Consider the following 19,515-nt stretch of genomic DNA (forward strand, 5'->3'; position numbering starts at 1 on the left):
GCCGCAGTTCGTCGGCGGCAGCCGGACTACGGCGTCAGCACGATGCCGATGCGGGCGCCGGTGGGTGCCCCCAGGGCCGTCGTGCCGTAGTACACGGCGGAGCCGGCGACGATCCCGCTCGTGCTGCTGTTGTCGAGCTGGAGGATCGTGCCGTTGTTCGCGTCCTCACCGTCGGCTCCGACGGCGAGATCCGCCCGGCCGTAGCCCGACAGGTCGGTGAGCGAGACGGCTGAGCCCAGGCGGTCGTTGGGCTCGCTGAAGCCAGGCACCCCGGTGGTGTCCTGGTGGTACGCGACCGAGCCGGTGGCCGTCGGTCCCGTGGAGGAGCCGCGCAGCAGGATGACCTGGCCCGCGTTGCCCTGCGAGACACCGTCGCGGGTGAGGTCCTCGCCCGGCAGGCCGGTGAGGATGTCGTCGTAGCCGTCGAGATTGACGTCGCCGACGGAGACGGACGCGCCCATGTCGTCACCGCTCTCGCCGGTGTCCGGGACGCCCGTGGTGTTCTGGCCGAAGGTCTTGCGGCCGGTCGAGGTCAGCCCGGTCGACGAGCCGAAGACCGCGGTGACCGCACCGCCGGTGAGGGCGTGGCCCGACTCCGTGGTGATCGGCTGGCCGACGGCGAGGTCGGTGTAGCCGTCGCCGTTCAGGTCGCCCGCGGCGAGCGAACGGCCGCCGCGCGCGTCCAGGATGCCGACGCGGACCAGGCCGGTCGCGGAGCCCTTGAGCCACAGCAGCCGCGAAACCCCGCTCGGGTCACGGAAGTTGATCGCGGCGTCGGCGTAGCCGTCCTTGTTGAAGTCGCCGGTGACGGCTGCGGCGTAGGAGACGGCGGCGGTGTACGCGGTCGTGTTGAGGAAGCCGGCCTTGGTGGGGAGGGCGGACTTGTCCTCGAACACCCACCAGCGGCCCGGCTTGCCCGGGGCGATGGAGAGAATGTCCGCCTTGCCGTCCGCGTTGAAGTCGCCGACGGTGACGGAGGAGCCGAGCTTCTCGCCGGTCAGCCGGTAGGCGGCCGAGGTCAGGTACTGCTTCCCGCTGCCCAGCCCCGGGCCGTATGCGACGGTGACCGAGCCGGTGTCGCCGTGGCCGGAGTCGTCGTCCTCGCCGAGCGCGCCGATGGCGAGGTCGGCGTAGCCGTCGCCGTTGACGTCGCCGTACGCCGACGAGGAGCCGAAGTTGTCGCTGGTCTCGTTCTCACCGGGGATGCCGGGGGAGGCCTGGGTGAGGGTGCGCCGGGTGGTGGAGACCGGGCCGCTCGTGCCGCCGGGCAGGACGGTCACGGTGCCGCCGTTGGCCGCGATCTTCGGCAGGCCGACGGCCAGGTCGTTGATGCCGTTCCGGTCGAAGTCGGAGGTGGGAATCGCGGAGTTGCGCCCGGCGCCCGCGGCGAAGTCACGGATCGAGGAGAGCTTGGCGTACAGGTTCTTGCCCGGGCAGGCGGTGGCGAAGGCGTCGCGGTGGCCGGAGATCACGTTCATCGTGGCCTGCTGGCCAAGGGTCCACTTGCCGGTGTTGCCCATGGAGGTCAGCGTGACGGTGCCCTTGGGGTTGCCGCCGTACTGGCCGAGCTTCCAGGCGGCGATACGGGCGGCCGACTGCATGGCGGCCGTGGTCGGCCGTCCGGCCGGCTTGCCGGTGGCGGCGTCGCCCTCGAAGTCACCGAGCAGCGCGATGCCGGTGGAGTAGCTGTTGAAGCCGTAGGTGTGCGCGCCCTTGACCGGCAGGTCGACGCCGCCGGCCCGGCCCTCGAAGATCTGGCCGCACTTGTCGACCAGGAAGTTGTAGCCCAGGTCGTTCCAGCCCTCGGACTGGATGTGGTACGTCATGATGCCCCGGACCAGGGCGGCCGACTCGGCGCAGCTGTAGTTGTTCGAGCCGACGGTGTGGTGGATGTAGACCGCCTGCACCTTGTCGATGTACTCGGCGGGGTCGTCGACCAGCGACTCGTCGGCGCCCCAGTGGGCGCGGTCGACGATCGGCGGCCGCTTCACCGTGGACGGCGGCGCGGTCGGCTTGGTGGGCGTCGGGCTCGGGGACGCGCTCGGGGACGCGGTGTCGGCCGGCGAGTCCGTCGGGGTCGGCGTGGCCGGGTCCGTGGGCGTCGCGGTGTCCGTCGGTACGGCGCTGTCGGACGGCGATGCCGGATCCGTCGGGGCGGCAGGGTCGCTCGGGGAGGCGGAGGGGGTCTCGTCCACCACGAAGGCGGAGTTGTCCATGTCCGTGCCGGCCGGGTTCTCGGCCTCGGCCTTGCTCACACCGGGGTCGACCATGTGCAGCTTCAGGTCCTTGGGCAGTGCCTTGCCCGAGCCGACGCGCACCTGCACGGCGGTGGAAGGCCCGACCCACAGCGGCTCGGACGCGCCGTGGTCGGTGCCCTCGGCACCGTCCGGCCGGTGTGCTTCCAGGTCCACCGCCTGCCAGCCGGACCACTTGCCGTCCTCGGCGCTGCGCGTACGCACCTCTGCCGTGCCGTCGACCTTGGCCGTGGAGCTGTCCCAGCCGATTCCGACGACGGAGAACGGCTCGGTGTCGGTCGCCGCCAGCGCCCGGTCCTTGGCTCCGCCCTTGGTGAGCCCCAGCGTGCGGAGCTTGGCCGGCCGCTCCTGCTGATGCGGATTCTTGGGCGAGTCGGACGGGTTGGCCGTGGCGATCGTGACCACCCCCGCCCCGCCGAGGACAACCGCGCCCAGGGTCAGCCAGGCTCGGCGCTTCATGCTCAGGGGTTTGTACGCGTGCGACCTACGCGGGCTCAAGTGCCCCACCTCTCCGATACGTTCACTTGAGGCGCACCCGTCACTTGGGCGGCCTGGACTACCCAGCGCACCGGGCCGTCAAAACATCACGGCTCCGGGCCGGCATGTGATGCGGATCACTGATCAAGGGGTAGTGGGGCGTCGTGCGGGGCGGGCGGGCCTGGGCCGCCTCTGACGAAACCGTGACGCCGGACCCTTCCCGGCGGCGAGCCGCAGGCCCCCCGCGTAGCATCGGAAACATCGACGAGATCCCCGGCCGGTCTGCGGCTCGACGTCTCCTGATCTTCTCCGAATCGCTCTCCGACCTGCGATGACGAAGGAGCGAGATGTGATGACCACGCAGGCGATGGACGCCGCGAAGAAGGAAGAGTTCGCCGGCCGTGCGGTGCAGATATTCAGCGACTCCTGTCTGGGCTTTCTGTGCAGCCTGGGGCACCGGACCGGACTGTTCGACACCATGGCGGGGCTGCCCCCGTCGACCACTGAGCAGATCGCCCGGGCCGCCGGCCTGAACGAGCGCTATGTGCGGGAGTGGCTCGGCGGGATGACCGTGGGCGGCATCATCGAGTACACCGCCGAGGACGGCACCTACCGGCTGCCGCCCGAGCACGCGGCCTCGCTGGTCCGTGCCTCGGGCCCCGACAACATGGGCTCCTTCATGCAGTACTTGGCGCTTTTTGGCACCGTCGAGGACCAGGTGCTCGAGGCGTTCGAGCGGGGCGGCGGCGTGCCCTACTCCGCGTATCCCCGCTTCCAGGAACTCCAGGCCGAGGAGACGGCGAGGGTGTACGACCGCGACCTGGTCGATGTCGTCGTCCCGCTGGTGTCCGGCCTCCCGGAACGGCTGCGAGAGGGAATCGACGCCCTCGACATCGGCACCGGACAGGGACGCGCGGTCAATCTGCTGGCCAAGGCCTTCCCGGCGAGCCGCTTCCGTGGCGTGGACATCTCGGAGACGGGCATCGCCGCGGCCCGCCGCGAAGCCGAGGAGACGGGCCTGGAGAACGCTCGCTTCGATGTGGCGGACACGGCCGAGCTGACCGGCGAGTACGACCTGATCACCGCCTTCGACGTGATCCACGACCTGGCCCGCCCCGCCCGCACGCTGTCCGCCGTGGCCGGCGCGCTGCGGGACGACGGAGTGTTCCTGATGGTGGACGTGGACGCCTCCAGCAAGCTGGAGGAGAACGTCGACCATCCCCTGGGCCCCGTGCTGTACGCCTTCTCCGTCTTCTACTGCATGACCGTGTCCCTCGCCGAGGGCGGCGCCGGACTGGGCACGGTATGGGGTACGCAGACGGCTCGGCGCATGCTCGCCGAGGCCGGATTCGACGATGTCGAGGTACGCCGGGTGGAGGGCGACATCCTCAACGCGTACTTCGTGGCACGCAAGCGGCACTGAACCCACCCAAGGTCCTGCCCGGCCGATCTTGCCGGGCTCGCGTGCCCTGGCACGGCACCTCTCCCCCGTAGCCCTTCGGGCACGGGAGGTACCCCCATCGCCAGACCCCGCTCACTGATCCGGCCTGATCGACCGGACAGGACCTGGGGACTGCATCCCAGCACCCCCGGACGGCGGCTCGGTGCCATGCTGGAGGCAGCACTGGAAGGAGCCATGCGGGCGCCGGTCATGCGCCGAGATCCCGGCCTCTCATGGGTGAGGTAGCGCGATGGACACCTCCGACGGCAGCGCCCGGAATGATCCCCTGGCCGCATCGTTCAACGACCTGGGCACCGAGAGCGGCACGGGGCAGGGATGGGAGATGGACCGGTCGCTCGTGGGCCAGTTTCTCGCCCGTTCACCGGTGGGCATGGCCGTGATGACCCCGGAACTGCGCTACATCTGGATCAACGACGCCCTGGAACGCCTCGGTGGCGTCTCTCGGGAGGATCGGCTGGGGAAGCGGCTCGGCGACGTACTGCCGAAACTGGACGCCGAGGAGATCGAGGCGACCATGCGCCGAGTCCTGGAGACGGGGGAGCCCGCGGTCGACATCGAGTACCGGGGCCGCACTCAGGCCGATCCGGAACGCGAGCACGCCTACTCGACCTCGTTCTTCCGGCTCGACGACACGCTGGGCAGGGTGCGGGGCGTCTGCTACATGGTCATCGACGTCACCGACCGCTGGCGCGCCGGGTCGCGGCTCGCCCTGCTGAACGAGGTCGGCGCGCGGACCGGCAAGAGCCTGAACCTCATGCACATCGCGCAGGGGCTGGCGGAGTCCTGCGTCCCCGACCTCGCCGACTTCGTCGCCGTGGATCTGCTGGACCCGGTGCTGCTCGGTGAGGCCCCGCGCCCCGGACCTCTGCCCAGTACGCAGCAACTGCGCCGCGCGGGTCTGCGCTCCGCCACCTCGGACCTGCGGGAGCCGATCGCGGAGACCGGGCAGAGCGTGGTCTTCCCGCCGTCCTCACCGGGCGAGCGGTGCCTGCTTGACGGCTCGTCATACCTCCGCCCCGTCCTGGACGACGAGGCCGGCGGGTGGCTCGCCGCCGAGCCGCACCGTGCCGAGGACAACCAGGGCCTTGGCCGGTGTTCCCTGATGCTGGTCAGAGTCGGCGCCCGCGGCAACGCTCTGGGCGTCGCCACCTTCATCCGCCGCGAGAGCCGCGGCCCCTTCGAGCAGGCCGATCTCCTCCTCGCCGAGGATCTTGTCGCGCGAGCGGCCGTCAACATCGACAACGCCCGCCAGTTCACCCGGGAGCACAACACCGCGCTGGCTCTTCAGCGCTTTCTGCTGCCCCAGAGAGTGACGACGCAGAGCTCCCTGGAAGTGGAGTCGCGCTACCTTCCCGCGGAAGCCAGCGACGGGGTGGGCGGCGACTGGTTCGACGTTATCCGGCTGTCCGGGGCGCGGGTGGCCCTGGTCGTCGGTGACGTGGTCGGCCACGGGATCCGCGCCGCCGCCTCCATGGGAAGGCTGCGCACCGCCGTCCGTACGCTGGCCGACCTGGACCTTCCTCCGGAGGAACTGCTGGCCCACCTGGACGACCAGCTGCTCGGTCTCATCGGCGAGGACGTGGCGCACCACGAGAGTCCGGCCTCCGCCGTCCTCGGTGCCACCTGCCTGTACGCCGTCTACGACCCGGCCAGCCGCAGATGCAGCATGGCCCGTGCCGGACACCCGCCACCCGCGCTCGTCTCCCCGGACGGTTCCGTGGCCTTCCTCGACCTTCCGCCGGGACCGCCGCTGGGCCTGGGAGGTCTGCCGTTCGAGTCGGCCGATTTCGAGGTGGCGGAGGGGAGCGTCCTCGCCCTCTACACCAACGGGCTGATCGCCCGCGAACGGGACGTGGAAGTCGGGATGTCCCGGCTGGGCACCGCCCTGGCCAGCCCCGGCACGCCCCTGGACGAATTGTGCGCGAGCGTCCTGACCCACATGCTCAACGGCCCTCCCGACGATGACGTCGCACTTCTACTCGCCCGTACGCACGCCCTCGGCAGCGATCAGGTCGCCTCCTGGGACCTGCCGTCCGATCCGGCGGTGGTGGCCGAAGCCCGCGCCCGGACCCTGCGCTGCCTCGACGCATGGGGGCTCGGCGAGCTGGGCTTCACGATGGAACTGATCGTGAGCGAGCTGGTCACCAACGCCATCCGCTACGCGTCGGGGCCCATCCGGTTGCGTCTGATCAGGCAGGACGTACTGATCTGCGAGGTCTTCGACACGAGCAACACCTCCCCGCGGCTGCGCCATGCGCGCACCACCGACGAGGGTGGCCGCGGGCTGTTCCTGGTGGCCCAGCTGGCCAAGCGCTGGGGCACCCGGTACACCGCCGAGGGAAAGATCATCTGGGCCGAGCACGACCCTTCCGAAGCCCCGGTGATGTAGGCCTCGGGCAGGGACGGGCGGATACGGATTCATCGGTCCATTCCGGTTGCTGGCGCGGACCGCGCACCAGCATGCTGAACCCATGGTTTTCTCTCCCACCACGGTCGCACTTGCCGACATAGTTGCCGAGTTGGGCCTGGTGCGAGCCAATGGGCTGCTGGGCCTGCGGAGACTGGAACTCCCGTTGCTGCACGCGGCGTCGGCCGTACACAGTGCCGGCGGCGAGGGGGATCTGCGGCCGGGCGCCGTGGAGGCGCTGTTACGGGACGCCGTCGAGACGCTCGGGGGCGGTGATCTGCAGACCGCCGCGCAGTACACGTTCGGTTTGACGCGGGGTGCACGGGAGTGGGCGGCCCAGGACCGGCGACGCCGGGCGGCAGATGTCTTCCGGGTGAGCATCGACCGGTTCCGCAAGCACCACGAGAAGCTGGTGCTTCAGGAGACGGCGGAAGCCGTACTGGCGTTGTGCCTGGCCCGCTCACCGGCAACCGGGGGAGAGGCGGCCGGCAACGGAGCCGTGGCGGAGGCGTCCGGGGCGACCGCGGAGAGCACGCAGAGCACGGTCCGTGCGGTGGAGCAGACGCGGCGCACCGGCTCACCGGACGCCCGGCCGCTGCCCCTCGGCCCGCTTTCTCTGCCCGTCGCACTCGGTGGCACGACGGCGCGCATCATCGTGCACACCAGCCCCATCGAATTCGTCTCAGGCGTCGACATCCTGGTGTCGTCCGAGAACACCTATCTGGAGATGTCGCGGACCTACCGGCCGACCACATCCGGCGCACTGCGCCGTGCCGCGGCCCGGCAGAGCGAAGCCGGCGCCATCCTGGACGACGTACTGGCCCGTGAACTGCACGACTGGCTGGTGCGGTTCGCCTCGCCGGGCCTGCCCGTCGCCCCGGGAACCGTCGCGGCCACCTCCGCCGGGGAACTCGCCTCCCAGGGCGTCCGCAGGATCTACCACGCGGCCGTGGTGATGCCCAGGACGGACGGCGGCTACGACACCACACCCGCCGTCGTCACCAAGGCGGTCCGGCAGGTCTTCGAGGCGGCCGCGGCGGAACGGGACAGCTTCGGCCCGCCCCTGCGGTCGGTGTGCCTGCCGCTGCTGGGCGCGGGCCGCGGTGGTCTGGAACCGGCGGCGAGCCTGCGTGCGATGCTCACCGCGATCGGCCCTGCGCTGGCGGACCGGCCTTGCTGGGAGGTGCATCTCGCGGTGCGTCGTCCGGCGGTGGCCAGGGCCGTGCTCGACGTTCTGGCGGAGCACCGCCCGGCCAACACCCCGCACAGACCCGGGGGACAGCCCGCTCCCGCCCCGGCGGCGGACGGCCGACGGGCTTGAATGGAAGGGGGCGCTCAACCATGCGACGGCGGGAGGCGGCGTGGACGCCACGGCGACAGCACTGCTCGTGACGGTGGTCGGGGCCGCGACGACGACCATGACCGCCCTGATCACCCAGAGCCGGATCGACCGCTCCCGCCGTGAGGGTCGGCGTGAGGAGGAACGGCGCCTGCTGGACGAACGGTTCCTCCAGGAGCGCCACGAGGCTCTCGGCGCCCGCCGGTCTCAGTACGCCGTACTCAACACCTCCGCCCGTCAGTACCTGACGGCGCTCTCCGACTACGCGCACGCGCTGGGCCGGGGGTCCGCGGGCGAGCACACCGCACGGGAGGCGTCGCAGCTGGAGCATGCCCGGGCGGCTTACCGGGACTGCTACGCGGAGCTTCAGCTGACCTTGCCCGAACCGCTGTTGGCGGATGTGCGGACGATGAACCGCTCGCTGAACGCCACCTACGGTGTGCTGATACGGCTCACCCACGGCATGGCCCGCACGGGTGAGACGGTCGAGGGCGCACGGCTCCGCATCGCCGGACTCTGGAACGAACTCGGCGAACTGCGCGCCGGGTTGAGAGCGGATCTGGCCGACTGAACCGCCCTCACGGCTTCAGCCCGGATCGATCACTTCCGTCAGGCGGTACGTCTTCGTCTTGCCGGACGGCAGAGTGACCAGGACCTGTGACCCGTCGATCTCGTAGAGATAGTCCCCTTTGGGGGCCCGGTAACCGGTGCTCGTCTCGGTGGCGGGGATGGTGATCGTGTCTGCGTCGGGACTCTTCAGCAGCGCCCCGTGGTAGTACACGGTGTCGCCCGCCGTGCGGCACAGGGTGATGTCATGCCAGTCGGTGACGTAGTGGTGGAGCAGTACCGCGCCGTCGCCGTCAGGGATGTCCGCCGCGATCTCGGCCGGGCACGGAGCCGCGGCGGTGTCCGACCTCAGGTCCCCCTGCGCCTGTTCTTGCTGCTCGTTCATTGCCTTGTAGGCGACGCCTCCTCCCGCGGCGAGCACCAGGATCAGCATGACCGCCCACCAGGGGGAGGTGCTGTTCGAGGCCGCGCGGACCGGTGTGGCCCGAATCGGTGTGGCGAGTACCGGCGTGGCCCGGACCGGTGCGGCGATCAGCTGTCGAACGGGCGTCTGGCGCGCGGGGACCGGGCGCGGTGCGGCGGGCGGAGCGGCGACCACGGGGGCGGGCGCAGGCGTAGGGGTCGCCGTAGCTCTGCCCGCGGCCCCGGCCCGGAACTTCTGGGTGTGCGCGTCCCGGTGCTGCTTCGCGTATGCGTCCAGCACGTCGAGAGGCTGGCGCTGGAAGTTGCCTGTGCCGTCCAGGAAGACGGAGGTGAGGGTCTGCCGCCACTCCGCCGCCGTGGGCCGTCCGTCCGTGGCGAGCGGCTTGCCCAGCGCGCGGGTGAACAAGTCCCGCAGCCGCGGGTCGAGCCGGCGCGGAAAGCCGGAGGCCCCGGTCCAGGTTCCGTTGTCATAGAAGGGAGCGCCGGGGTTGAGGAAGAGGCCCTTGTACATGGCCAGCGCCAGCGCGTACCGGTCGCTGTAACGGTCGTGGGCTTTGATCTTCCCGGCCTGCAGACGCGGGTCCTCCCACCCGGGAGTACAGACACCGTTCGTCGGGGTGGGTGAGAAGGAGCGCATGCCGTCGCTGTCGATCAGGTACGCATGCGAGGGTGACGGCCGCCAGACCACATTCTTCGCGGAGACATCGCCGTGCACCAACTGCTCGGATTCGAGGTACGCGAAGATGTCGCAGACCCGGATCAGCACACCCACCCGGACCGATGCCTGCGGCGGGTTCGCGCGGGCGAGCGAGAGGAAGTCGAGCGTGCGGGGGCTCTTGCCGTCGCGCATGAACTCGCCCGGTATCAGGGGCAGGACGACGCCCTTGACTTCGTGTCCGGAACGGACGAGGTCGATGGGCCAGTTCACCGAGGAGGACGCCGTCCCGGCGAGCGAGCGCTGGGCCTCGGCGCGGGCCACGATGTCGTGGCCCATCCGCTGGAGGCGGCTCAGTTGGGCGATGTCGGCGCTGTCGTGCAGCGGTTTCAGGTAATCCTTGTAGACCCGTACCAGGCCTTTGCCGTCACGGCAGCGATAGAGCTTTGCCTGGCCACCGCTGTTCAACTCGGTGTCTTCCACGGCGTACTGGCGGCCGGAGCCGCCCATGACATGGCGCATGACCGTACCTCAGGGCTTGGGACGGGGATGCGCGGCCGAGGGATCGGCCTGGCCGGGCACGCGTGTCTCGGACGCAGGCGGCGCCGAAGCCGATGCCGTGGGCCAGGCGACCAGCGCTGTCCGGTCGTCGTGGGAGCCCTGGCGGCGGTAACGCAGCGAGTCGAGCATGCGGGCGGCGCTGCAGGGCACCGACCAGCACGACGCCAGCCACGTCCGTACCGAGGGCGAGTCGAACAGGTCGATGGCAAGACCGTCGGTGGTGAGGATCACGGCTTCCACCCCGTCCAGCACGACCGGGGCGTACTCGGCCAGCCGGTGCGCGTCGTCGTCCGGCAGATACCCCGTGACGAGGTTGGCCGGCCCCTCGTCCGCCGGGAAGGCGGTTTCGTACCTGCCGCTGGAGAGGGTGAAGACGTTGCAGTCACCCACCCGTACGGCATGTCCCTGACCGCTGCCCGCAGATTCCCCGCCCGGATCGGTCCCCTGAACTCCGTCGCCGGCGGCTTCGTCGTCGTCGGCGGGCAGCGGGAGCCAGCACACGGCGACGGTGGACGCGAGGTCCGAGTCCGTCAAAGACCCCAGGACCGCGACACGATGACGCTGCACCGCGACACTGCCCGCCGCGAGGACATCGCGGAGAACGTCCTGCGGTGCCAGGGCCATCTGCCGCCCGGTGATGTGCGAGGCGGCCTCACAGAGATACGAGGCGAGCAGCTCCGCGCCGGTCTGCGCGGTGGCCGGCCGGGAGCCGAGGCCGTCGCAGACGACGAGAATCAGCCCGGAACCGTCCTTGGTGACGGTGTACCGGTAGACGTCCTGGCCCGATGTGCCGTGCACCAGATGCGAGGTGCCGGTCATGCTGGCCGCGGCGATCCAGCAGCCCCGCAGAACTCCGCCGTCCGCGCGCATGCCGGGCAGGCTGGTGGGCACGTCGGTGAGACGGGGCACGGGCAGGCTCGCCAGCTGTCCCGTCCGAGGGGCGGAAGTGGGCAACTCCTGGTACTCGTAGCCCTGTTCGTGCTGTAGCGCCGGTGTTCCGTCCGTAGCGGGCGCATCCGCCGACGTCTGGGCGGGCAGCAGCGCACCCGGTGGCTGTGCCGGGCCCGGCCGGGCGGCGGAGGCCGCCCGGGCGCCCGTCACGCCGGACGACTCCGGGGTGGCCCCGGGCCGATCCGCCGAGGAGGCCGCGCCGGCGGGGGCAACCGGCTCCTGCCGGTTGCCCCTGGGCCACCACTTGGAAACCATCGTCGCGCCCGTCAGTTCGAGAGGACCGGCAGCGGCGTCAGACCCGTGGACTGTGGAACGCTCAGCCCCGCCGCGCCACCCGCCCGGAACGAGCCGGAGGTCGTCTTGATGCTCAGGAGCACGGTGTGCAGGATCTCCTTCACCGCCACTGCCGGATCCATGTCGGTGGCGAAGAAGGCGTGCTGGGTGGACACCTGCGCGATCACGTCCCGGTTCGCCTGACCGAATCCGAAACTGACCACCTCCGCGCCGTACTTGTCCTCCCTGCTCCGCAGCCGGTCGAAGTCGTCCTTCCAGCTCTGCCCGGCGTTGTGCTGACCGTCGCTGAGGAAGAAGACCACCGGCCGGTGGTACCTCGCCCCCCGGCCCAGCGCCCCGATGCCGTCCACGAGAGCCTCACGGGCGACCCTGAACCCCTCGGCGAAGTTGGTGCCGCCCTGGGGCGAGAGGGCGGGCATCTGCGCATGGGCCATGTCGCTGAGCGGCAGAACGCAGGCGGCCGAGTCGGAGAACGTGACCACCGCGACGCGGGCGATCTCACCGGTCGTCGGGTCGTCCAGGATCGCTCTCTGCATGGCGGGCAGGGCCGTGTTCATCGCTGCCATCGGGCCGCCCGACATCGAGCCGGACACATCGATGACAAGACAGACGGGAAAGATCGCAGGTCGTTCGGATTCGGCGAATTGAGACACGAGAACCCCCAGAGTTTTCGGGCGCGAGAGAATCGCAGGGAAAGCGGACGGAGAAACGAGCGCGAATCGAAACGCAGAGCGATGGGCAACGGGTTCATGAGGCCGGCCGATTCGCGCGAAACCACGAATTCTGTGCCCTGCGGCTCCGCATCCCCCGGAGTCCCCCGATTATCTCTTTCGAAGGCGCTTCGCTCGACTATGCACGACCGGGAGGTGCGTCCGGCTCATTTTTGCCTACTTGCGCGATAATTCCCGGACGTGGCCCGAACTTCGCCCAGGTTGTGCCCGGATGACGCCCGGGTCTGACCGGTCGGGCCCGGGTGACGCCCGGGTCTGACCAGCCAGGCCGGTGCATGCCGGTGCATGCCGGTCCGCCCGTACGGAGCGGGGGCAGCCCGTCCGCCGCTCAGTCCGGGGGTGCGCCGACGCGTACGCAGTAGTCGGACAGTGTCCTGTCGAGCCAGCGCATCCCCGCGCTGTCGTCGAGATCGATCGTCGTGTTCGGGACAGGAGCCACGACCTTGTTCACGTTGTCGCCGAGCAGCGGACCGAAGCGGTCACCGAAGAGCACGGCGGTCGGCTCCGGGTGATCCTGCTTGGAGGTCCAGATCAACCCCTGTGCCCAGTCGGCCTGCTGCCGCAGCCAGTGCGCCCAGCGGCGGGTGAACGGATAGTCGGGTGTATCCGCCTGGATGAGCCAGGTGCCCTGGCCGGCCGCGCTCATCGCGCGGCGGTCGAGCAGCGACAGGAGCGTGACATCGGTGAGCAGCTCCAGCTGGGACAGGCACCGGCCTTCGATGGCGCTGTACGACACGGTGCGCGGCACGCCGTCGTCGATCGGCAGTTCCTTCAGCAGACTCTCGACGAGGGCCGTTTGAGCGGTGGGCGCCACGTACAGGTAGGAGTAGACGTCGTTGTTGGTGCTGTCGAACCGGGTGCCGCCGAAGTGATGATCGACCACGGTCGGGTTGAAGGTGGCTCCCGTGCGGGTCTTCCTGTGCACCCGGTAGAGCCTGGTCCCGGCGGGCCAGATCACCTGGTGCGCCGTGCCCGCGAGTTTGTCGGGGAGTTTCGCCGGACGTGCCACGTCAGTCCCCCTCGCCCACGGCTCGCGCCGCTGCCATCAACTCGTCGTCCGGGACGCTGCCCAGGACCTCTGCCGGCGCGGTGCCCAGCCAGTAGTTGCGGCCCAGCCACCAGTCCGCAGCACCCCACGGGTCCTTGGAAGCCCTGAGTACTTCGTTGATGGCCAGGACCAGCGGCACCGGCGTGCAGTCCTCCTGGAACTGGAACGACGGCAGCCGTACTTCCCCGCCCTTCCGGGTCAGCCGGATCAGGTGCGGATGCCGGGGATCCTGCCCGAGGACGTCCCTGACCTGGGCCTCGGAGAGGGACGTGGCGGACAGCAGCCGGTCGCGGATGAGGTCCCACGGGGACGGCGTGAGCGACCCCTGCTGCTCCGGTCCTGGCCGGGGGGCCGCCCGCCGTGCGGTCGCGGGCCGGGCCGCCGCGGGGCGGTGACCGTGGCGTACGGCCATCCGGCGAAGCAGTCCGGGCGCCCCGGCCCGGTCGGGTGCCATGGTCGAGCGCCACTGCCTCAGTGCCGGGTCGTCGGCCGGGAGATGGCTGCGTACATGGGACGCCACCGCCAGGCCGATCGCCCGGAGCCCTTCCTCGTCCGAAACATTCGCGAACAGCCCCAGCAGCAGGTCGAGCTGTACGCGATCAGCTTCCGTCAAACGTTCGCGTAATTCATCGGGATGTGATTCGAGGTCGGTCAGAATCGAAAGATCAATATCGTCCATGCATCGTCTCCCCTCACGGTTCAAGGCAGCGGAAGTTCTCCCCGCGAGCGTACTGGAAATGCACCGGAGTGGCCCCGGGGTGCGTAATGCATTGCCAGGCTCGTACGTCACCGGGCAGAATCACGACATCGCAGTGCCGCGCAGTGCTGCGGGAAAACTGCCGCCGGCGGCGCCAGGTCTTCACCGGAACGGAATTCCGGCTGCGTGATGGTGCTGCGGCAGGAGAACGGGGGACACCATGGCTGCACCACCGAATGACGTCCGCGGCGCGCTGCCGCTCCGCCCGCGCCGAGGAGTTGGTCCGCGATGAGCGACGACCTCGCAGCGCTGGAGGCGGAGATCGCCCGGTTGCGCGAGCGGGCCGCCGTACTGCAGCCCGGCGGTCAGGATCGCTGGAACACCGAGGCCGACATCGCCGAACTGCTGCTTCTGCACGCCATGGAGACCGTCGACCTCTCGCCGGCGCCGGCCGGGGAACTCCCGGACGGCCTCGTCCAGTCGCGCGCCCTGCTCGACCGCCTGCGGGCCGGGCACCGCACCGGCACCGCCTCCTACCACTGGGCCTGTCTGCTGGCCGCGCGGTGCGCCCAGTTCGAGACCGACCTGACCGGCGACCCGGACGCGCTGGACACGGCGATCGAACTCTTCGAGACCGCGATCGCGCCGTTACCCCCGCACGGGCACGCCGTCTTCCCGCCGCTTGTGGGGGAGGCGGAATGGTGGCCGCCGGGTGCGGCCGCGAACGCACGGTGCGATCTGGCCCTGGCACTGTTCCACCGCAGTCGCACCCTTCCGGGCGAGCGCCGAAGCGGGGAACTGGACCGGGTCATTACGCTCCTGACACCTGTCGTGGACGGCCAGGAGGCAGGACTCGTCCACGACCCCGAACTGGCGCTCGCCTGCCTGGGGTTGGCGCTCGCCGACCGCTCGCGCGCCCCAAGCTCGCCCCCCGCGGCACGGCAGGCCGACCGGGGCCGGGCCATCACCCGGCTCGGGGCAGCCCGCGCCGCCGCTTCGGACGCCGGGCCCCTGCCCGAGGTCACCTTCCAACTGGCGCTGCTCCAGTTTTTCCAGCACGACGACGGCTGCGACCCGACCGGCGGGCCCGGCGACCAGGGCGCGCGCTCGCGGCCGGCCCATGAACTCGGCCCCGTGCTGGACCTGTTGGCGCCGCTCACCCGAGACCCGTCGACCGACGGGGGCGACGCGACGGAACTGGCCGTCATGGTCGCCCGTCACCTGTACGAACACGACAACGGACGGGCCGCCGAGGAAGCCCTCATCGCGTGGCACCGCAGGGCGATCGACCATCCGGGCACTACGCGCCGCCAAGTACGCGCCAACCGGGTCGACCTGGCGCTCCTGCTCATCGACCGGGCCGAACGCAACACCACCGCGCCCACGCCCGGGAATCCCGCCCGGCACAGTGACCTCGGCGAAGCCGCCGAGCACCTCGACCTGGCACTGGAGGGGCTGGCCCTGCGGTCCGGGCCCGGCGAGTGGCCGGAGACCGGCGAACCACCCGAGACCGACGAGGACCGCGCCCAGGAACGGCTCAACATCCTCCTGGCGCTGGTGACCGTGCTGAGCATGCTCCTGCCCGGCAGCACCGACGATGCGCGGCTCGACCGCCTGGTCCGGCGGGGGCAGGAGCTGATCGACGTCATCCCCGACGCCGACACCGACCGCGGTGATGCCTGCCTCCGGCTCGCCCTTGCCCTGTTCGAACGGACACACCGTCGCGCCCTGCCGCATCTGCACGAGCTGCTGCTCCGGGCGATGACGCCGGGCCGGGCGGACCCCGAGATCGCCCTGGCGGCCGGCGCCCCCGGCGTACGGGAGGACAACGAGCTGACGATCAGCCTGCTGCGGACCGGCGTCGGCCTCTACGGCTACGAGGACGACCTGTACGAAGCGGCAGCGTGTGCGCTGGCGATCAGCCTTCTCATCGGCTACGCGATCCGGCTGCCGGTGCGGGACCGCGCGCTCATCCAGGAATCGGTGCGCTGGTTCCGTATCGTGCTCGATCGCGCGCACGAGAACGGAGACAGCTTCGCCCCGGATCCGGACTTCGACGCACTTTTCATCGGGGCACTCGCCAACAGCATCTGGACCAGCGACCCCTTCGACCCGGCGCACTTCACCTCCTGGGGAGAGCCGACATGGGGCCCCGACGTCTCCCGCCACCCCAGCGTCGAGGACGACCTCCAGACCCTCAGGCACCTGCTCGAAACGTCGGCGAAGCGGCGAGAACAGCCCGTGCCCGCGTACGAACTACTGCTGCTCCTGGTCACCTTCGTACGCAGCCGGGGCGAGCTGGACGACGGGGCATGCCGGCACTGGCGGGACCGGCTCCACCGGGCATCGGCGCACACCGATTCGACCGAGCAGCCGCTGAAAGGGTTCCTGCTGATAGCGGCAGGGGCACTCGGTCACGAGCTCGGGCGGCGCGGGTCGGCAGACCCGGCCGAGATCGCGTCGGCCGACCGGCTGTTGCGCGAGGGCCTGCGGTACATGCCGCCGGACAGCGACATCACCCCGTGGTCCGAGCGACTGCGGCCGGCCGGCTACGCAGGCCTGCTCCAGGGGCTGTTGGGCGCCTTCGCAGGGGGCGCTGGGGCTGCCGGTGGGGGAGTGGTGCACGGCGAAGACGCATCCGTAGGCTCCCCTGCACGTGCCCCGGGCCACGAGCGAACGACCCCTGACCCTGCGCCTGCCCCAACGCCTGCTTTCGTGCCTGCTTTTGTGCCTGACGCCGAGCCGGAGGACATTCCGCTGTCCGCCGCCGCGATCCTGCCGGGCGACGGGAGCGGCTATCCCTTCACCGAACCGGTCGGCCGAATCATCGAGATCGTCACACAGCCGACACGGCGAGGCGGCCACGATGACGGCCACCGGCCGGCCGCCGTCATCGCCGTGCACGCTCTGGCGCTACACCGGCGCTGGCTGCACGAGAGCGGGACCTCGGACCTGACCGACGCCATCGCCCTGACCCAGCAGGCGATCGCGACCCTGGACGGCAGCGACAGACCCCTCGCCGACCGGCTGGCCATGCTCCTCGCGGGCATGCTGCTCGACCGCCACCTGCTGCTCGGCGACCGGATGGATCTCGCCGCCGCTCGCGAAGCCTATGGGCGGCTGCGTGACCGTTCGGACCCCCGCGACGCCCACCCCGAACTCGTCACTCTGCTGGCCCGGCCCGCCGCCGGGTCCGCCGTGGGACAGCCTGATCTCGGGGCCCTGCTGCGGCCGGGCCGACCGGCTCCGCCCGGCACCTTCTCCGCCGAACTGCTCGCGGCCTCGGGGCTGGTCGGTCTGCTCGCCGCCCGGAGGGACGGAGGTACGGCTCAGGCGGTACCCGCGGGCGACGAGGCGGACCGGGCTGTGCGGGCACTCACGGAAGCAGCCTCCGCGCTGCCCGCCGACCACCCGCTGCTGCCCGCGGTGGTCAGCGAGTCGGGCCTGTTCCTCGCCACCCGAGCGGCCCACGACGGCGACGTCACGGCGCTACGCGCGGCGGTCGAGGATGTCGTCCGCGCGGCCTCGCTCTGCTCACCCAGCAGCGCGCACCGGGCGCCGCTGCTGCTCCGAGCGGCCGCCGTGCTCTGCGCGCACTCCCACGCGCTGGACGGACGCGGCCCGGCCGCCGCCGGCTCTCCCGCTCGGACCTCCCTCGACCGGGGAATCGACCTGCTGGCCGCAGCCGTTGATGAGGCGGGCCAGGGTTTCCACGGGGCCCGCGCCCGCTGCCGGTACGGCCTCGGACGCCTGCTGCTCGCCCGCTTCCGACGGACACACGACAAGGCGGACCTTCAGCGGGCGGTCGGGCTCCTGCAGGATGCGCGTACGGCCGTGCACTCCCGGCCCGGTGACCCCTTCACCGTGCTCCTCACCCGCGCCCTGGCCGAGGCGTTGCGGGCGTACGGTCCGCAGGACACGGACCGGCGCGCACAGTCGCGTGAGGCGGCCAAGTCGGTGCTGGCCGCGCACGGACGGGCGGTTCTGCTCCAGACCGGCACCGAAGCCGCCCTCGACTCGGCCCGCGCGGCCGGCACCGACATGATGCGCCTGGTCGACTGGTGCCTCACCGACGGCTGTACCGAAGCAGCCCTGGACGCACTGGAGTTGGGGCGCGGACTCGTACAGAACGCGGCGACCGTCGCCGCCACCGTGCCCGACCTGCTGGAGCAGGCGGGCCGGGCCGAACTCGCCGAGGAATGGCGCACGTCAGACCACGGGCGAACCCCCGGAACGCCGTCCGGTGCCCCCTTTGCCGTTCCCGACGGACTGCGGCTGCGCGTACTGCAGGCGCTGGAGGGAGGCCCGGCCGAACGGCGCATCCACTCCGCCCCCACGCCGTCCGAGATCGGCCGTGCCCTGCGCGCCGTCCGTGCCGACGCCCTGGTCCACCTGATACCGGGCGCGGACGGCACGGGCGACGCGCTCGTCGTGACGGCCACCGGCCGGGTGGAGCGGGTGCGACTGCCGGGACTGTCCGTCCCGGACGACGGGCCGGCGGCCGCCTACGGCGAGGCGCTCCTGGAGTTCAGCGCGGCCACCCGCGAGCCGGGCGTGCTCCCGGCGGAGAACGATCCGCCCGTCATGTGGGAACTCCACCGGCGCAGCAGGAAGCGCGTGCGCAGGGCGTCGGACCGGTGGCGCAAGGCTCTGGAGCCGCTCTGCTCATGGGCCGGTGAGGTGGCCATGACCCCATTGATCGAACACTTCCGGTCGAGCCGGCCCCACCGGCTGCCGCGGCTGGTCCTGTCGCCGGTGGGCATGCTGGGGATGGTGCCCTGGCACGCGGCACGGCTGCCCGACGGTCCGGGCGGCCCCGTCTATGCCTGCCAGGAGGCAGTGATCTCGTACTGCTCCACACTGCGGCAGCTCGTGGACGTGGCGGCCCGCTCCCGGCTGCCGTGGGACGGTACGCAGGTCGTCGTCGCCGACCCGGGAGGCACACGGGTGATGCACGACGAGGCGCGGCTGATCGCGGCACAGTATCCGAAGGCCACCGTCCTCGGACCGGTCGACGATGTGCCCGAGCCCGCCGGCCCGGGTACCCGTCCGCCCTCCCGGGCAGCCACGGCGGCCGCAGTTGGCCCGTTCCTGCCGGGCCGCGGCGGGTCCAGCGCAGCCGTCTGCCACATCAACTGCCATGCCACCGCGCGGGCGACACCCGCCAGGTCGAGTCTCGACCTGCACCCCGCCGCGGCGCCGCCCCAGACGTTGACCGTCGCGGAGATCCAGGCGCTCGCCCACGGCCGCGACGCCCGGGCCCCGGGCGGCCTGTTGGTGCTCGCCAACTGCACCAGCGATCTGACCCTGGCCGACTACGACGAGGCACTGACCCTGTCCACGGCGTTCCTCACCGCGGGTGCGGCGTCGGTGGTCGGCTCCCTCTGGGCGATCTCCGACGACGTTCGTACATCGCTGGTGATGTACATGTTCCACCACTACCTCACCGGCCGGGGGCTGCCCGCACACCCGGAGACGGCCGGATCACCCGCCGACGCCCTGCGTGCCGCCCAACTGTGGATGCTCGACCCGAACCGGATCGTGCCGCCCGCCATCGCCCACCTGGTGAAGGCGAACCCCGAACTACCCCTCGACACCCCGCAGATCTGGGCGGCATTCACGCACCAAGGACACTGACCCGTACTCAG

Annotated in this window: 11 protein-coding genes; 5 read left to right on the top strand and 6 right to left on the bottom strand. The window is 71.1% G+C overall.

Annotation, left to right across the window (positions count from 1 at the left end; translation table 11 throughout):
* Positions 1-26: 26 nt before the first annotated feature.
* On the bottom strand, positions 27-2,714 hold the full coding sequence (locus tag OG741_RS30900) for an FG-GAP-like repeat-containing protein (protein WP_405603259.1): 2,688 nt from the start codon (positions 2,712-2,714) through the stop codon (positions 27-29).
* A gap of 370 nt (positions 2,715-3,084) precedes the next feature.
* Between OG741_RS30900 and OG741_RS30905 the strand changes: the two genes are divergently transcribed.
* The 4 genes from OG741_RS30905 (at position 3,085) to OG741_RS30920 (ending at position 8,511) form a co-directional block, all read left to right on the top strand.
* Positions 3,085-4,155, top strand: coding sequence for a class I SAM-dependent methyltransferase (locus OG741_RS30905; RefSeq protein ID WP_405603261.1), 1,071 nt, complete (start codon positions 3,085-3,087; stop codon positions 4,153-4,155).
* A gap of 268 nt (positions 4,156-4,423) precedes the next feature.
* Positions 4,424-6,583, top strand: a complete 2,160-nt coding sequence (locus OG741_RS30910) for a SpoIIE family protein phosphatase (protein ID WP_405603262.1) — start codon at positions 4,424-4,426, stop codon at positions 6,581-6,583.
* Between the two features lie 82 nt (positions 6,584-6,665).
* Positions 6,666-7,922 carry a macro domain-containing protein gene (locus tag OG741_RS30915; protein WP_405603264.1) on the top strand — a complete coding sequence of 419 codons (1,257 nt, stop codon included), beginning with the start codon at positions 6,666-6,668 and terminating at the stop codon, positions 7,920-7,922.
* Between the two features lie 40 nt (positions 7,923-7,962).
* A complete protein-coding gene (locus OG741_RS30920) occupies positions 7,963-8,511 on the top strand; it encodes a hypothetical protein (protein WP_405603266.1) in 549 nt (182 codons plus the stop codon).
* A gap of 15 nt (positions 8,512-8,526) precedes the next feature.
* On the opposite strand, the gene OG741_RS30925 is transcribed toward OG741_RS30920, so the two are convergent.
* The 5 genes from OG741_RS30925 to OG741_RS30945 all read right to left on the bottom strand — a co-directional run bounded on the left by OG741_RS30925 (position 8,527) and on the right by OG741_RS30945 (position 13,783).
* Complete coding sequence (locus OG741_RS30925; protein ID WP_405603267.1) at positions 8,527-10,107, bottom strand: hypothetical protein; 1,581 nt, start codon at positions 10,105-10,107, stop codon at positions 8,527-8,529.
* Positions 10,108-10,116: 9 nt separating this feature from the next.
* A complete protein-coding gene (locus tag OG741_RS30930; RefSeq protein ID WP_405603268.1) occupies positions 10,117-11,247 on the bottom strand; it encodes a protein phosphatase 2C domain-containing protein in 1,131 nt (376 codons plus the stop codon).
* A gap of 116 nt (positions 11,248-11,363) precedes the next feature.
* The gene (locus OG741_RS30935) at positions 11,364-12,044 is read right to left on the bottom strand and encodes a vWA domain-containing protein (RefSeq protein WP_405603269.1); all 681 of its coding nucleotides are present in this window, start codon (positions 12,042-12,044) and stop codon (positions 11,364-11,366) included.
* 406 nt (positions 12,045-12,450) lie between these two features.
* Complete coding sequence (locus tag OG741_RS30940) at positions 12,451-13,131, bottom strand: RES family NAD+ phosphorylase (protein WP_405603270.1); 681 nt, start codon at positions 13,129-13,131, stop codon at positions 12,451-12,453.
* 1 nt (position 13,132) lies between these two features.
* Positions 13,133-13,783: a DUF3168 domain-containing protein gene (locus OG741_RS30945; RefSeq protein WP_405603272.1), complete on the bottom strand. Its 651-nt coding sequence runs from the start codon at positions 13,781-13,783 to the stop codon at positions 13,133-13,135.
* A gap of 372 nt (positions 13,784-14,155) precedes the next feature.
* On the opposite strand from OG741_RS30945, the gene OG741_RS30950 reads away from it, so the two are divergent.
* Positions 14,156-19,504, top strand: a complete 5,349-nt coding sequence (locus OG741_RS30950; RefSeq protein WP_405603273.1) for a CHAT domain-containing protein — start codon at positions 14,156-14,158, stop codon at positions 19,502-19,504.
* Positions 19,505-19,515: the final 11 nt, after the last annotated feature.

It is taken from the genome of Streptomyces sp. NBC_01410, assembly GCF_045040195.1.
Taxonomy (GTDB): Bacteria; Actinomycetota; Actinomycetes; order Streptomycetales; family Streptomycetaceae; genus Streptomyces.

Bases quoted from the DNA above. Each gene is read 5' to 3' on its own strand.
- OG741_RS30900 (WP_405603259.1), bottom strand. From the start codon at position 2,714: ATGAAGCGCCGAGCCTGGCTGACCCTGGGCGCGGTTGTCCTCGGCGGG.
- OG741_RS30905 (WP_405603261.1), top strand. From the start codon at position 3,085: ATGACCACGCAGGCGATGGACGCCGCGAAGAAGGAAGAGTTCGCCGGC.
- OG741_RS30915 (WP_405603264.1), top strand. From the start codon at position 6,666: ATGGTTTTCTCTCCCACCACGGTCGCACTTGCCGACATAGTTGCCGAG.
- OG741_RS30925 (WP_405603267.1), bottom strand. From the start codon at position 10,107: ATGCGCCATGTCATGGGCGGCTCCGGCCGCCAGTACGCCGTGGAAGAC.
- OG741_RS30910 (WP_405603262.1), top strand. From the start codon at position 4,424: ATGGACACCTCCGACGGCAGCGCCCGGAATGATCCCCTGGCCGCATCG.
- OG741_RS30950 (WP_405603273.1), top strand. From the start codon at position 14,156: ATGAGCGACGACCTCGCAGCGCTGGAGGCGGAGATCGCCCGGTTGCGC.